The sequence below is a fragment of the Streptomyces sp. NPDC056160 genome (genome assembly GCF_042268205.1).
In the GTDB taxonomy this organism is placed as follows: Bacteria; Actinomycetota; Actinomycetes; order Streptomycetales; family Streptomycetaceae; genus Streptomyces.
The window spans coordinates 1-12,662 of the sequence record NZ_JBHJUW010000094.1; the positions used below are offsets into that span (position 1 = coordinate 1).

Below are 12,662 nucleotides of genomic sequence, written 5' to 3' on the forward strand. Positions count from 1 at the left end.
CCGATGGTACTGCAGGGGGGACCCTGTGGGAGAGTAGGACACCGCCGAACAAATTTTAGGGAAAACCCCGCACCTCATGGTGCGGGGTTTTCTGCTTTCCAGGGGCTGTCTAGGCTCCTGGGTATGCGCTATGACCTCGTCATCTTCGACAATGACGGCGTGCTCGTGGACAGCGAGCCGATCTCGAACCGTCTCCTCGCCGCCTATCTGACCGAGCTGGGGCACCCCACCTCCTACGAGGACTCCCTGCGTGACTACATGGGGGCGGCCATGCACCGGGTCCACGACTTCGTGCTGGAACGTACGGGGGAGCGGCTGCCCGACGACTTCGACGACGTCTTCCACGCCCGTGTCTTCGCCGCGTTCCGGCGAGAGCTGAAGCCGGTGCCCGGCGTCGTCGAGATGCTGGAGAAGCTGGCGGCGGACGGGACGCCGTACTGCGTCGCCTCGTCGGGCAGTCATGAGCGGATCCGCGTGGGGCACCGGACGACGGGGCTGGACCGGTGGTTCGACGACGCCCGGATCTTCAGTTCGCAGGACGTCGGGCGGGGCAAGCCGGCGCCGGACCTCTTCCTGCACGCGGCCGAGCGGATGGGCGTCGCGCCCGGGCGGTGCGTGGTCGTGGAGGACTCGCCGCTGGGCGTGCGGGCCGCCCTGGCGGCCGGGATGGACGTCTACGGGTTCACCGCCATGACGCCCGCCGACCGGCTCGACGGCGCGACCCGACTCCTCCTCGACATGGCCCAGTTGGCTGACCTGCTGGTTTGATCCCGGGCATGACCGAGGCCACCGGCGCGGGGCTGACATTTGTCATGCGGACCTCCGGACGATCGTTTCTGTCGGCGGACCCCCTGCGGCGGCGAAGCTTGGGGCATGACGAAGAACACGGGGAACCACAGCCGGAACACCGCCCAGAACCCGAGCGTCCTGGACAACTTCAAGCCGCTGATCCTGGACATCGCGGTGCCGCTCGGCTCGTACTACGCCTTCAAGGACGTGTTCGGGATGAGCACCTTCGCGGCGCTGGCCTGGAGCAGCGCGGTGCCGGCCGCGCGGACGGTGTGGAGCGTGTTCAGCGAGCGCCGGGCCAACGCCCTGGCGGCTCTGATGCTCTTCGTGAACGTCGCCTCACTGCTGCTGAGCTTCGTCTCCGGTGACCCGCGGCTGATGCTCGCCAAGGACAGCGGGATCAGCAGCACCGTCGCGATCGGCATCCTGGTCTCCGCGATGCTCGGCAAGCCGATGATGACCGCGGGGATGAAGCCCTTCATGGTGAAGGGCGACGCCGCCAAGGAGGCCGCCTGGGAGCGCCTGATGTCCGGTGCGGCGGCCGGATCCGCCGCCTTCCGGAGCAAGGAGCGCGTGTTCTCCGTCGTCTGGGGCCTGGCGCTGCTGGCCGAGTGCGTGGGACGGGTGGTGGGCGCGTACACCCTGCCCGTGGACACGATGGTCTGGCTCGGCACGGTCTTCATGGTCGGCGCGCTGGCGGTCGCCTTCGTGGTCAGTGGCGGGCTGGCCGTCGCACCGATGGAGGGGATGCTGGCCGCCGAGGTCGAGGCCGGCCAGGCCGGGGCCGCGCAGCCCGCGGTCGCCGCCACCACCCTCGCGGCCTGAACCGTCCGGCACCGACCGAACGAAGCTGAACCTGAGGGAAATTCATCTTTGACCGGATCTACCCACAGGTAGCCTCGGGCCCTACGCTCGCCGCCATGACAGATGTGCTGCGGCGCGGTAGGGCCTCTTTGGCGTTCAGCTTCTTCGCCCAGGGCGCGGCCTTCGCCCTCCTCGTGACGCGCATCCCCGCGATCCAGGACCGGTACGGGGTCTCCGACGGCCTGCTGCCGGTCTTCCTGGCGGCCGTGCCGATCCTGGCGGGGGTCGGCAGCGTCACCACCGAGAACCTGGTCAAGCGCATCCGGCCCAGCCGGCTGCTGCGCTGGTCGCAGCCGGTCGTCCTGCTGGCGCTGCTCGGTGCCGGGGCCGGTGACCGGGTCGCCGAAATGGCGTTGACGCTCGGCGTGTTCGGGCTGGCGGTGGGTGCGCTGGACGCGTCGATGAACATGCTCGGGGTGAGCCTGCAGCGGACGTACGGGCGCAGCATCATGCTCAGTTTCCACGCCGCCTACAGCCTGGGCGGGATCGTCGGCGCATCGCTGGCCTGGGTGGGGGCGCACTGGCACCTGGCGCTGTGGGTGTCGTACCTGCCGGTGGTGGCGGTGCTGCTGCCGGCGACGTTGGTGGGGAGCCGGTGGTACGTCGACGGGAAGGCCGCCGCGGCCGGGGTCCCGGGGACCGGCGACGGGGGAGCGGGCGGGGCGCTGGTGTTCCGGCTGCTGCTGCCGCTCTGCCTGGTGATGACCTTCGCGTACATCGGTGACTCGACGGTCTCCAACTGGAGCGCCAAGTACCTTCAGGACACGTTGGGGAGTTCGGAGCAGCTGTCTACGGTGCCGTACAACGTCTACATGGTGACCACGCTGCTGGGGCGGGCCATCGGGGACGTGGGGGTGCGGCGGTTCGGGGCGGTGGCCGTGGTGCGGCTGGGCGCGCTGGTGGCGGCGCTGGGGTTCGCTGTGGTGGCCGCGGCGCCCGGGGCCTGGGCGGGGATGCTGGGGTTCACGCTGCTGGGGCTCGGGCTGTGTGTGCTGGTGCCGCAGACCTTCGCCGCGGCCGGGCGGTTGTTCCCGGGGGCGTCGGACGCGGCGATCGCGCGGCTGAACATCTTCAACTACGTGGGTTTCCTGGTCGGCTCGCCGCTGGTGGGCGCGCTGGGCGATGCGTGGAGCTATCGCGGGGCGATGCTGGTGCCGATGGTTCTGGTGCTGGTGACGCTGGTCTACGCCAGGTCGTTCGCGCCGCGGACGGACCGATACGGTGGCGGGCATGAGCGGCCGCGCACAGCTGATGTGGGACGAGGCAGTAACGGGGTATGACTTCGGCCGGGACCATCCGATGGACCCGGTCCGCCTCGCCCTGACCCGGAAACTGGTCGGTGCCCTCGGGCTCGACCGCGAGGTGCGGCTGGTCGCGGCGAAGCCGGCCGGGGAGTCGACGCTGCGGCTCGTGCACCGGCTGGACTACATCGAGGCGGTGAAGGCCGCGTCGGCGGACCCGGGGGCGGCCGACGGGGCGTACGGGCTGGGGACGATGGACGATCCCGCGTTCGCCGGGATGCACGACGTCTCCGCGCTGATCGCCGGTCAGTCGGTGGGGGCGGCGGAGGCGGTGTGGCACGGCGACGCGCTGCACGCGGTGAACTTCGCGGGCGGGCTGCACCACGCGATGCCCGGCGCGGCGTCCGGCTTCTGCGTGTACAACGACGCGGCGCTGGCGATCGCCCGGCTCCTCGAACTCGGTGCCGAACGGGTCGCGTACGTCGACGTCGACGTGCACCACGGGGACGGGGTACAGGCGGCGTTCTGGGAGGACCCGCGGGTGCTGACGGTCTCGCTGCACGAGCATCCCCGGACGCTGTTCCCGCAGACCGGCTGGCCGGAGGAGACGGGCGCCGACTGCGCGGAGGGCTCGGCGGTGAACGTGGCGCTGCCGGCCGGGACCGGGGACGCGGGGTGGCTGCGAGCGTTCCACGCGATCGTCCCGGAACTGCTCGCGGACTTCCGGCCGCAGGTGCTGGTGACGCAGCACGGCGCCGACACCCACTTCGAGGACCCGCTGGCGCACCTCGCGGTGTCGCTGGACGCGCAGCGCGCCGTGCAGGTGGCGTGCCACGAGCTGGCGCACGAGTACGCCGACGGGCGCTGGGTCGCGCTGGGCGGGGGCGGCTACGCGGTGGTGGACGTCGTCCCCAGGTCCTGGACGCACCTGGTGGGGATCGCGGCCGGGCGTCCGGTGGAGCCGGAGACGGTGATTCCGGAGAGCTGGCGGCAGGAAGTGTACGCGCGGACACGGCAGTTGGGGCCGCTGCGGATGACGGACGGGCGGTGGCCGGTGACGTGGGCCGACTGGGAGGCGGGGTACGACCCGGCGGACCGCCTGGACCAGGCGATCCGCGCGACCCGGCGGGCGGCGTTCCCACTGCGGGGGCTGCTGGCGTAGCGGGCGGGGCCGCCGGGCGGGAGGGGCCGGGCGGAGCCGGCGGAGTCCGCCGGGCAGAAGGGCCGGAGGGCCGGAGGTACCGCCGGGTGAGCAGGGTGGCGGCCAGGACGGCCGGAGCACGCCGAGGGAGAAGAGCACCGGGCAGAAGGGCCGTAGCCGCCGGCCCGGGCCCGGGCCCGGGGGCGGGGCCGGAGGCGGGGCCGGGCGTATTACGCCGACCGTGCGGTGTTCACCTGTTCTCGGGACGCGCGGGTCGCCGGTCCGGCACCATCGCCTCGTGTCGAGCACCGCTGCGCTGCGCGCCCATCTGGTGCGTGCCGGACTGGCCGGGGTCGTGGCCACCACGCGTGAGGTGAGCCTGCGGAGCTATCGGCTGTTCGCGGCCGGGGACCCCCGCGCGCTGATCGGGATCGATCCAGAACGACCCTGGGGGCAACGGGAACTGATCGGGTTGATGGCGCGCAAGTGCGGGGTCTCGGCCGACCCGCTGCACACCTTCGGCCATGATGTGATTGACCCGGAGCTGACCCTGGCCGCCCTGGGCGCCTTCGCGGACGGGCTCCGCGCGGCCGCCCGGCGCCGGGCGGCGGTGCTCCTCGGTACCGGGCACCCGCACCGGCTGCTCGGTTTCTACGCCGCGCTGGCGGACGCCTTGTCGGCGGCGGGATGTACTGTCCTCACCCCGGCGCAGGGTCGCTGTGTCGACATAACGACCCGGTTCGGTCTACGTACGCACCGCCTCGACTACGTACGAGGAGTCGCCCTGGTGCGGCCCGCAGACCCCGGACGCCCCGGTTGTGAGCCCGGCGCGCACACGCATTCGCCGCTCCCGGTTCGGGTGGCGCTCGACGCGGCCGCGGACGCCGGCGGCCCGTTGCCCGGGCTGGTGATCGGGGACCACGGCTGGGTCTGCGGAGCAGGTCAGCTGGGGTTCGAGGCCATGGGGCTGGCCGACACGGACGATCCCGCCCCGTTCGTGGGGCAGGCGGAGGGGCGCGTGTCCGTCGTCGTTCCACTTGATGACGGTGTGCGAGCCGCGTACTACCGTCCGCTCATCCGCTACGTGCTCAATCGAGCGGGTCTGTCGCCGTAGGCCGTCGATGCGTGCACCTCTTCCCCACTCGCATCACCCGCCCCTAGTCTGGGGAGTGAGCACGCAGCGACGAAGAGTCACCGGAAGGGGAAGCCGGTGGCCGTCGAGTGCGGAAGGTGCAGGTGTGTCATGGCTGCAGCTGACCAGAGGCCTCTGAACGAGGTTCAGTTCCTTACCGTGGCGGAGGTCGCCTCGGTGATGCGAGTGTCGAAGATGACCGTGTACCGGCTGGTGCACAGCGGTCATCTGCCCGCGATCCGGGTGGGGCGGTCCTTCCGCGTCCCGGAGCAAGCGGTTCACGAGTACCTTCGCGAGAGCTATGTGGGGGTGGAAACCGCCTGACGGCGCCGGAGGGGTCCGTCCTGTGGCCGCCGGACGGCACGGGCGCCACACGGCACCGCCGGATCCCTCCGGAACCTCGATTAACGACCTCAGCACTCGGGCGGGTAGGCTAGCCCCTCGTAGGTCGTGTGGGCCCATGGCGCCCAAACACCGAGTGATGAGAAGTGAGCGAGGGTAGTCGTGGGCTCTGTTATCAAGAAGCGGCGCAAGCGGATGGCCAAGAAGAAGCACCGCAAGCTGCTGAAGCGCACCCGCGTCCAGCGTCGCAACAAGAAGTAGTGACGCCGGTCGCCACTCGTTAGTGCGCGACATCGCGAGAGCGTGTCCGTGGCCCCTCACCCGTGCGGTGGGGGGCCACACGCGTCACACACCGCAGTCGGCCGTCATCGCAATGCGACATCGACGAGATAGGTTGGCCGCACACGGGGAACGCGGCACGCGACGTGGAGGAAGGCGCTGAGCTTGGGACAGATCGTGCTCGTGACCGGAGCCGCCCGCCGGCTCGCCGGCCGGTTCGTCCGGCGGATCCAGCGTGACCCCCAGGTGGAGCGGGTGGTCGCCGTGGACGCGGTCCCGCCCGAGCACCATCTGGGCGGCGCCGACTTCGTCCAGGCGGACATCCGGCAGCCCACCATCGCGCGGGTGCTGGCCGAGACGTCCGCCGACACGGTCGTCCACATGGACGTGACCGGGACCGCGCTGGGCGGCGGCAGCCGGGCCACGGTCAAGGAGACCAACGTCATCGGCACCATGCAACTGCTGGGTGCCTGCCAGAAGTCCCCGAGCGTGCGGAGGCTGGTGGTGAAGTCCAGCACCAACGTCTACGGCTCCGCACCCCGCGACCCGGCGGTGTTCACCGAGACCACCCCGGCCAAGTCCCTGCCGAGCGGCGGCTTCGCGAAGGACGCCGTCGAGGTCGAGGGGTACGTGCGGGGCTTCGCGCGGCGCCGCCCCGACGTGGCCGTGTGCGTGCTCAGGTTCGCCAACATCCTCGGGTCGACGGTGGATACCCCGCTCGCGTCCTACTTCGCGCTGCCGGTGCTGCCCACGGTGTTCGGCTACGATCCGCGGCTGCAGTTCGTGCACGAGGACGACGTGATCGACGTCCTGCGCACCGCCTCGTACGAGCCCCGCCGGTCCACGCTGAACAGCGGTACCTTCAACATCGCCGGGGACGGGGTGCTGCTGCTGTCGCAGTGCGCGCGGCGGCTCGGCCGCCCCACCGCGCCGCTGCTGCTGCCGGCGGTCACCTGGGCGGGCTCGCTGGTGCGTACGCTGGGCATGACGGACTTCTCGCCCGAGCAGATCCGGCTGCTCACCCACGGCCGGGTCGTGGCCACGGACGAGATGCGCCGGACGCTGGGATTCGTGCCCCGGTACACGACCGCCGGGACCTTCGCGGACTTCGTCCGCAGCCGCGGCCCCGGGCTGCTGCCGCCCGAGGCCCTCGCGGGGGCCGTCGACCGGCTCGCCACGCTGTCCCACCGGGGCGGCGGCCACCCACCGACGCCGAGCGCCAACTGAGGAGCGCAGCAACGATGGCGGACGCCAAGGTCATTCCGTTCGACGACGACCGGTCCCGAGGGGGCGCGGGAGCGCGGCCGTCGCGGCGCCGGAGCGCGGGGAGCCGGCGTGCCGGCGGGGACTCCGCCGTGGTCCGGGAGGTCCAGCCGCTGCCGACGCGAGCGGCGGGACAGGACGAGGGCGCCGTGAGCGGTGAGCCCGCGCCCGGCCGGCCGGCGCAGGCGCCGGCGGCGTCCCAGGAGGGTGACGGCGGCGGGCTGGAGCGGCGGCTCGCGAGCGGTCTGTCGTTCCTGCGGCGGCGGCTGACCGGGGAGTACGAGGTCGACGACTTCGGCTACGACGCCGAGCTGACCGACCAGGTCCTGATGTCCTTGCTGCGGCCGGTGTACGAGAAGTACTTCAGGGTCGATGTGAAGGGCGTCGAGAACATCCCGAAGGAGGGCGGCGCGCTGATCGTCGCCAACCACTCGGGCACGCTGCCGCTGGACGGGCTGATGATGCAGGTCGCCGTCCACGACCACCATCCTGCCGGCCGGCATCTGCGACTCCTCGCGGCCGACCTGGTCTTCGTACTGCCGGTGGTCAACGAGCTGGCCCGCAAGCTGGGTCACACCCTGGCGTGTGCCGAGGACGCCGAACGGCTCCTGGGGCTGGGGGAGCTGGTCGGGGTGATGCCGGAGGGCTTCAAGGGCATCGGGAAGCCGTTCAGCGAGCGCTACAAGCTGCAGCGTTTCGGCCGGGGCGGTTTCGTCTCCACGGCGCTGCGGCAGGGGGCGCCGATCATTCCGTGCTCGATCGTCGGGGCGGAGGAGATCTACCCCATGATCGGCAACGCCAAGACCCTCGCGCGGCTCCTGGGGTTCCCGTACTTCCCGCTGACGCCGACCTTCCCGTGGCTGGGACCGCTGGGCGCGGTTCCCCTCCCCACGAAGTGGACGATCCAGTTCGGCGAGCCGATCCCGACGGACGGCTATCCGCCGGAGGCGGCCGAGGACCCGATGCTGATGTTCAACCTGACCGACCAGGTCCGCGAACAGATCCAGCACACGCTGTACAAGTTGCTGGTGCAGCGGCGGTCGGTCTTCTTCTGAGAGTCGGTGTTTTCTGAGGGTCAGAGTTTCCTGCGCGGCGGTGTTCTCCTGAGTCCGGTCCGGTGTTCCTGGCGGGCGGGGTGGGCCGCCCGCCAGGAACCCTTGCTACTTCGCGTCCTCGCCGTCGATCCCCAGGCCGGGCAGGAGGCCCGGGAGGAGGGGTGGGATCGTGACGTCGGGGTCGCTGGTGGGCGACTTGCCGGCGGACGGTGAGGCGCTGCCGCTGGACTGCGGTGGGTCGAGCAGGCCGCCGGTGGTGCCGCCGATCAGGCCGTCGCCGTTCTCGCTGCCGCCGCCCGCCGACGCGCTGGGGCTGCCGCTGCCGGAGCGGTGGCTGCCCGGAGGGCTGCCCTTTCCGGTGCTGGGCGGGGCGGAGTGGCCCGCGGAGCCGCTGGGCCCGGACGGGGACGCCGGTGCCGCCCGGTGCCGCCCGGTGCCGCCGTCGGCCGGGGCGGCGGGCTGGGGGAGCAGCGACTGGAGCGGGGCGACCTCTTCGTCTATGGCGTCGAACACCGACGAGACCTGGTCGCCGACGTCGCCGAGCTGCACGGGCAGCTTCTGGCGCAGCGCGCCCCACGCGTCGCGGTGGGACTTGGAGAAGGCGGAGAGCGCCTGGATGGGGCCCAGGGACTCCGGATCGCGCTCGTACGCCTCGTGCAGCAGGCGGTGGCCCTCGGTGGCGTCGTGCTGCATCCCGGACAGGGTGCGGCGGATCTCGCCGAGGGACTCGTGGTCGAGGTGGCCGCCGCGGCCCCGCTCCAGCAGCCGTCTGGCCTCGCTCAGCCGGGTGGAGGCGAGATCCAGGAAGGCCTGCCCCTGGCTGTCCGCCCCGTCGGTCAGGTAGTTGAGCTTGAAGTCCTCGATGCCTCGCTTGAGGCCGTACAGCGAGTCACCGGGGAGGGCGTCGGAGCTGGCGGCGGCCACTCCGCCGAAGGCGCCGGCGGCCACCCCCACGCTGAGCCCGCCCGCGGCCAGGCCCTTGGTCAGCCGTGTACGCGGCCGCAGTTTCCCCAGGCCGCTCGCCCGGTGCGCACCCTTGCCGCGGTGGCCCCGCTGACCGGGCACCGACAGCTCATTCGCCTCGCCCGCCGCGGTGCCCTCCTGCAGCATGGCCTCCATCGCGGCCACGAGTTGGGCTCGCTGGACGGCCTTGACCTCGGGGTCCAGTTCCGGCCGGGGCAGCGTGGAGAGACCGGTGGCGAGGGCCATCAGGCGGCCCTGCTCGGTCTGCTCCGCCGCTGCCGGGGCCGGTTCCGGTCCTTCGGTCTGCTCGGCCGCCGTGCCCTGGTCGGACAAGTCCTCCAGGGCCTGGGCGAAGGCGTTCGCCCGCCGGTGCGCCGATACGTTCGCGATCACTGGCGGCACCTCCTCTCGTCATGACGGTCGACTCCCCCGGGGTCCTGAGGGTTGCACGCCCGCGCCCGCGCCACACGATCGAGTGATCAGCGTGGGCCAAGGCGTGACCATAGGGAGCCTGTATCCCGCACAACGAGCGGCTCGGCACTTCGGTTACGGACGGCCCGGGATCCGGTCGCGAAGTCAACGTACCGCAACACAGGGTGAGTTGACCGTCGCTCGGTGTCGCCCGGTGTGGGCGCGGTCAGCGGGCGTCGTCGGGGAGCAGCCGGGCGAGGGTGCGGACCGCCCGGTACTGGAGGGTCTTGATCGCGCCCTCGTTCTTGCCCATCACGCGGGCGGTCTCGGCGACGGACAGGCCCTGGAGGAAGCGGAGGGTGACGCACTCCTGCTGCTGGGGGTTGAGCCGTCGTACGGCGTCCAGCAGCGCGGCGTTGGACAGCGACTCCAGGACGGAGTCCTCGGGCGAGCGCTCGACCTCGTTGGCGTCGAGCATCTCGCCGGTGGTGACCTCCAGCCGGAAGCGGCTGGACTTGAAGTGGTCGGCGACGAGGTTGCGGGCGATGGTGACCAGCCAGGCGCCGAAGTCGCGGCCCTGCCAGGTGAAGGTGCCGATGCGGCGCAGGGCCCGCAGAAAGGTCTCGCTGGTGAGGTCCTCGGCGGTCGCCTTGCCGCCCACGCGGTAGTAGATGTACCGGTACACGGTGTCGCTGTACTGGTCGTAGAGGCGGCCGAAGGCGTCGGCCTCGCCGGCCTGGGCGCGCTCGACGAGGTCCATCATCCGGGCGCTGTCGCTGTCCGCGGCGGGACGGCGGACGGGGGTCGCCGCGGCGGAGCGCGCTCGTCTGCCGGCCGCCCGCCCGTCGCCGGACCGCCGCCCCTCGACGACGGCGCTGCGCGCGGGCACCTGCTCGATGCCGTCGGCCAGCGCGTAGCACGGGCCGAGCGGCGCTGCGGTGGCGAAGGCGGGGCCGGCGTACGCGGTGGGGACGAGGGCGCGCAGCAGGTCGAGGACCGTTGCGCGGAGCGTAGCCAGGCCCGAGGCGTCAACCCCGACGTGTGGGTACACGGGACTCCCAGAGGCAGAGCTTGCATCACGTGCAGTACGGAACCATTCACCCGTCGTAGCGACGGAAGGGTGCCGGATTGCGTCTGAGGAGAATAACGCTTCGTACAGGCACTGCTACACCGAGTTGCTCAAATCATCGATTACGTCGCTTCCGTAACCGATTGACAGCCGATCGTGTGTCACAGAGCGACCGTTTGTTGATCGGTCCGGTTCGTCTTCGGTGTGGGTCGAGGGCAGGTCGTGGCGGTGTACCGCCAACGGGAATGGCCAGGGCGGTACGGCGGGACGTTCGGTCGTTTGACCGGAATCCGGGTGCGCCGCACTTCTGTGACCGATGTTGTCCTGTGTTGTCCCTGTGATGCGCGTGACCGGTGGTGCGTCGACGGCGGTGGACGGCGACGGCGGTGCGACGACGAGGGCGGTACTACGGGGACGGTGCGCGGGGCGGCTGCGGCCGGGCGCGGGCGGTCCGGGCTACCGGCGTCGGCGGTGCAGGGCGATCGCCGCCGCGGTGCCGCCCGCGACCGCGCCGACGCCCGCCGCCGCGGGGATGCCGACCTTCGCCGCCTTGCGGCCCGTGCGGTAGTCGCGCAGGCGCCAGTCCTTCTCCCGGGCGTGTCGGCGGAGTTTGGCGTCGGGGTTGATGGCGTAGGGGTGGCCGACCAGCGACAGCATGGGGATGTCGTTGTGCGAGTCGCTGTAGGCTGCGCAGCGGGACAGGTCCAGGCCCTCGGCCGCCGCCAGCGCGCGGACCGCCTCCGCCTTCGCCGGGCCGTGCAGCGGTTCGCCGACGAGGCGGCCGGTGTAGACGCCGGCGACCGACTCGGCCACCGTGCCGAGCGCGCCCGTCAGGCCCAGGCGGCGGGCGATGACCTGGGCGATCTCGACGGGGGCCGCGGTGACCAGCCACACCTTCTGGCCGGCGTCGAGGTGGGCCTGGGCGAGCGCCCGGGTGCCCGGCCAGATCCGCTCGGCCATGTACTCGTCGTAGATCTCCTCGCCGATGGACTTCAGCTCCGAGACGCGGTGGCCCTTGACGATGGAGAGCGCCGAGTCGCGGGCCTCCTGCATGTGTTCGGGGTCCTCGACGCCGGCCAGCCGGAACCAGGCCTGCTGCCAGGCGAACCGGGCGAGGTCGCGGGTCTCGAAGAACTTCCGTTTGTACAGGCCCCGCCCGAAGTGGAACAGGGCGGCGCCCTGCATGACGGTGTTGTCGAGGTCGAAGAAGGCGGCGGCGCGGTCGTCCCCGTGCACGGGGAACTCCGGTTCCTCCGGTGCGGGCGCCGGGACGTCCGTCTCCTGAGTGGATTTGCGCGCTGCCTCCGCCGAGGCCTCGCCTGCCAACACGCTCCGCGCCGTGGCGGAGCGCCTACGGGGGGTGAGCCATCCGAGAGCGGCCATGGCGTGAGCATAGCCAGTCTGTTCGGGGGTTCCGGAGCCGTGAGGTTCGGATGCCGTGAACTCTGCGCGGCCTGCCGTTGAAGGGATCGGCACGCCGGGCCCGCCGGAGTGCCCGGGGGGCGGGTGCGGCGGAGGGTGCGGGGCGTTCACGGAAGAAGGCCGCCGCGGGGCGACAATGGCCCGCATGAGTCCGCTCTTCCGCCGCAAGCCGCCCGCCCCCCAGGACCGGCTCGTCACCCTCGTCCGCAAGCCCGGCTGCCATCTGTGCGACGACGCGCAAGGGGTCGTCGAGAAGGTGTGCGCGCAGCTCGGTGTCCGCTGGGAGCAGAAGGACATCACCGAGGACCCGCACCTGCACGACCAGTACTGGGAGCAGATCCCGGTCGTCCTGATCGACGGTGAGCAGCACACTTTCTGGCGCGTGGACGAGGAACGGCTGCGCCGGGCGCTCGCCGGCTGAGGCGCGCGGCGCTCGGGTGCGGGTCCCGTGCTCCCCGCGTGAACTGACCGACGGGTACAAAGTGGCCGAAAGTCGCTTAGGATCGACGGCGACTTGGTCTCGGGGGCGGTGATCACAGAGGAGCGTGTGCGGTTTTGCCCCCAACAAGTAAGGAACGCGGGCGCGGGTGTGCCGGTTCCGCATGTTCACGTCGGGGGCGCGTGACCCCGGTCACGTTGGCCGGGCAAATCGGACACCATCTTTGTGCACGCGTTCACAAAGACATAGCCT

13 protein-coding genes are annotated in these 12,662 nt (G+C 71.6%); 10 read left to right on the forward strand and 3 right to left on the reverse strand.

Annotated features, from left to right (window positions below; translation table 11 throughout):
- Window positions 1-123: 123 nt before the first annotated feature.
- The 9 genes from ACFC02_RS28635 (at window position 124) to ACFC02_RS28675 (ending at window position 8,106) form a co-directional block, all read left to right on the forward strand.
- Window positions 124-768 (forward strand): HAD family hydrolase, encoded by a 645-nt coding sequence (locus ACFC02_RS28635; protein ID WP_376363212.1) that lies wholly within the window; start codon window positions 124-126, stop codon window positions 766-768.
- 105 nt (window positions 769-873) lie between these two features.
- Entirely contained in the window at window positions 874-1,614 is a 741-nt protein-coding gene (locus ACFC02_RS28640; RefSeq protein ID WP_376363215.1) for a VC0807 family protein, read from the forward strand.
- Window positions 1,615-1,709: 95 nt separating this feature from the next.
- Complete coding sequence (locus tag ACFC02_RS28645) at window positions 1,710-2,933, forward strand: MFS transporter (RefSeq protein ID WP_376363218.1); 1,224 nt, start codon at window positions 1,710-1,712, stop codon at window positions 2,931-2,933.
- Window positions 2,884-4,056 carry an acetoin utilization protein AcuC gene (locus tag ACFC02_RS28650; protein ID WP_376363221.1) on the forward strand — a complete coding sequence of 391 codons (1,173 nt, stop codon included), beginning with the start codon at window positions 2,884-2,886 and terminating at the stop codon, window positions 4,054-4,056. Before ACFC02_RS28645 ends, ACFC02_RS28650 begins: the two co-directional genes overlap by 50 nt.
- Before the next feature lie 277 nt (window positions 4,057-4,333).
- Complete coding sequence (locus tag ACFC02_RS28655; RefSeq protein WP_376363224.1) at window positions 4,334-5,149, forward strand: phosphatase; 816 nt, start codon at window positions 4,334-4,336, stop codon at window positions 5,147-5,149.
- Window positions 5,150-5,278: 129 nt separating this feature from the next.
- Window positions 5,279-5,491 (forward strand): helix-turn-helix domain-containing protein, encoded by a 213-nt coding sequence (locus tag ACFC02_RS28660; protein WP_158771693.1) that lies wholly within the window; start codon window positions 5,279-5,281, stop codon window positions 5,489-5,491.
- 180 nt (window positions 5,492-5,671) lie between these two features.
- Window positions 5,672-5,770 carry a 30S ribosomal protein bS22 gene (locus ACFC02_RS28665; RefSeq protein ID WP_003948845.1) on the forward strand — a complete coding sequence of 33 codons (99 nt, stop codon included), beginning with the start codon at window positions 5,672-5,674 and terminating at the stop codon, window positions 5,768-5,770.
- A 183-nt stretch (window positions 5,771-5,953) separates the two neighbouring features.
- Window positions 5,954-7,015 carry an NAD-dependent epimerase/dehydratase family protein gene (locus ACFC02_RS28670; protein WP_376363227.1) on the forward strand — a complete coding sequence of 354 codons (1,062 nt, stop codon included), beginning with the start codon at window positions 5,954-5,956 and terminating at the stop codon, window positions 7,013-7,015.
- Between the two features lie 14 nt (window positions 7,016-7,029).
- Window positions 7,030-8,106, forward strand: a complete 1,077-nt coding sequence (locus tag ACFC02_RS28675) for a lysophospholipid acyltransferase family protein (protein ID WP_376363230.1) — start codon at window positions 7,030-7,032, stop codon at window positions 8,104-8,106.
- A gap of 105 nt (window positions 8,107-8,211) precedes the next feature.
- Here the strand turns inward: ACFC02_RS28675 and ACFC02_RS28680 are convergent, their stop codons facing one another.
- From ACFC02_RS28680 to ACFC02_RS28690, 3 genes are all read right to left on the reverse strand, one after another.
- Window positions 8,212-9,462 (reverse strand): DUF5667 domain-containing protein, encoded by a 1,251-nt coding sequence (locus tag ACFC02_RS28680; RefSeq protein WP_376363233.1) that lies wholly within the window; start codon window positions 9,460-9,462, stop codon window positions 8,212-8,214.
- A gap of 244 nt (window positions 9,463-9,706) precedes the next feature.
- Entirely contained in the window at window positions 9,707-10,531 is an 825-nt protein-coding gene (locus tag ACFC02_RS28685) for an ECF subfamily RNA polymerase sigma factor, BldN family (protein ID WP_376363236.1), read from the reverse strand.
- A gap of 474 nt (window positions 10,532-11,005) precedes the next feature.
- Window positions 11,006-11,932: an HAD-IB family hydrolase gene (locus ACFC02_RS28690; protein WP_360980222.1), complete on the reverse strand. Its 927-nt coding sequence runs from the start codon at window positions 11,930-11,932 to the stop codon at window positions 11,006-11,008.
- Window positions 11,933-12,116: 184 nt separating this feature from the next.
- Between ACFC02_RS28690 and ACFC02_RS28695 the strand changes: the two genes are divergently transcribed.
- Window positions 12,117-12,392: a glutaredoxin family protein gene (locus ACFC02_RS28695; RefSeq protein WP_376363240.1), complete on the forward strand. Its 276-nt coding sequence runs from the start codon at window positions 12,117-12,119 to the stop codon at window positions 12,390-12,392.
- The last annotated feature ends 270 nt before the right edge of the window (window positions 12,393-12,662 follow it).